1 protein-coding gene is annotated in these 1,827 nt (G+C 57.1%); it reads right to left on the bottom strand.

The genetic code is table 11. The features are described 5' to 3' along the window. A partial coding sequence (locus AC19YS_RS31990) for an immunoglobulin-like domain-containing protein (protein ID WP_500603537.1) occupies positions 1-1,827 on the bottom strand: 1,827 nt, incomplete at both ends.

Raw genomic sequence — 1,827 nt, 5'->3', positions numbered from 1 at the left:
TCAACGTCGCGGTGTAAGTGATATTGCCGCCTTCAACGACTGACGGGTCCGCCGTCAAAGTGACGGTAGTGGTGTCGATCGAGTCGGTGATGGTGGTGGTCGCTGGCGCTGGGTTGGTTGCCAGGTTTTCGAAGTTACCACCGGTGGCGCTGGTGATCGTCGTGTTGACGGTCGAACCGTTGTTGTAGACGTCGTTGGCCGGCGTTTCGAAAACTACAGTTCCGCTGGACTTGCCCGCTTCGATATTGATCGTCTGGCCGTTGCTCAAGGTAACCGTCACCGCAGTTTGCGCCGGGTTAGTCAGCGTAGCGGTGTAGGTGATGTTGCCGCCTTCAACGACCGATGGATCCGCCGTCAGGGTAACGGTAGTGGTGTCGATCGAGTCGGTAATCGTAGTGGTCGCTGGCGCTGGGTTGGTCGCCAGGTTCTCGAAGTTACCGCCAGTGGCGTTGGTGATCGTCGTATTGACGGTCGAACCGTTGTTATAGACGTCGTTAGCTGGGGTTTCGAAAACCACCGAGCCCGCAGATTTACCCGCTTCGATGACGATGGTCTGGCCATTCGAAAGCGTCACAGTCACCGCAGTTTGCGCTGGGTTGGTCAGCGTCGCGGTATAGGTGATGTTGCCGCCCTCAACGACCGATGGGTCCGCCGTCAGGGTGACGGTGGTGGTGTCGATCGAGTCGGTGATGGTGGTGGTCGCTGGCGCTGGGTTGGTTGCCAGGTTTTCGAAATTACCGCCGGTAGCGTTGGTGATCGTCGTGTTGACGGTCGAACCGTTGTTGTAGACATCGTTGGCTGGAGTTTCGAAAACTACAGTTCCGCTGGATTTGCCAGCTTCGATGTTGATCGTCTGACCGTTGCTCAGCGTGACCGTCACAGCGGTTTGCGCCGGGTTGGTCAGCGTCGCGGTATAGGTGATGTTGCCGCCTTCAACGACTGACGGGTCCGCCGTCAAAGTGACGGTAGTGGTGTCGATCGAGTCGGTGATGGTGGTGGTCGCTGGCGCTGGGTTGGTCGCCAGGTTCTCGAAGTTACCGCCAGTGGCGTTGGTGATCGTCGTATTGACGGTCGAACCGTTGTTGTAGACGTCGTTCGCTGGAGTTTCGAAAACTACAGTTCCGCTGGATTTACCAGCTTCGATAACGATGGTCTGGCCATTGCTCAGCGTCACGGTGACCGGAGTTTGCGCCGGGTTGGTCAACGTGGCGGTGTAAGTGATATTGCCGCCCTCAACAACCGAATTATCGGCAGTCAGGGTAACGGTAGTGGTATCAATCGAGTCGGTGATGGTGGTGGTCGCGGGCGTAGGGTTGGTCGCCAGGTTTTCGAAATTACCGCCGGTAGCGTTGGTGATCGTCGTGTTGACGGTCGAACCATTGTTGTAAACATCGTTAGCTGGGGTTTCGAAAACCACCGAACCGGCAGATTTCCCGGCTTCGATGACGATCGTCTGACCGTTGCTCAAGGTAACCGTCACAGCAGTTTGTGCTGGATTGGTCAGCGTAGCGGTGTAAGTGATATTGCCGCCTTCAACGACCGATGGGTCCGCCGTCAGGGTGACGGTGGTGGTGTCGATCGAGTCGGTGATGGTGGTGGTCGCTGGAGCTTGGTTGGTCGCCAGGTTCTCGAAGTTGCCACCGGTAGCGTTGGTGATCGTCGTGTTGACGGTCGAACCGTTGTTGTAGACGTCGTTGGCTGGAGTTTCGAAAACTACAGTTCCGCTGGACTTGCCCGCTTCGATAACGATGGTCTGACCGTTGCTCAAAGTGACGGTCACGGCGGTTTGCGCCGGATTGGTCAGCGTGGCGGTGTAAGTGATGTTGC

The organism is Pseudomonas sp. MF08831 (genome assembly GCF_059862645.1).
Note: the sequence above shows the minus strand (reverse complement) of the source record. Positions and strands in the feature narration are given on the sequence as shown.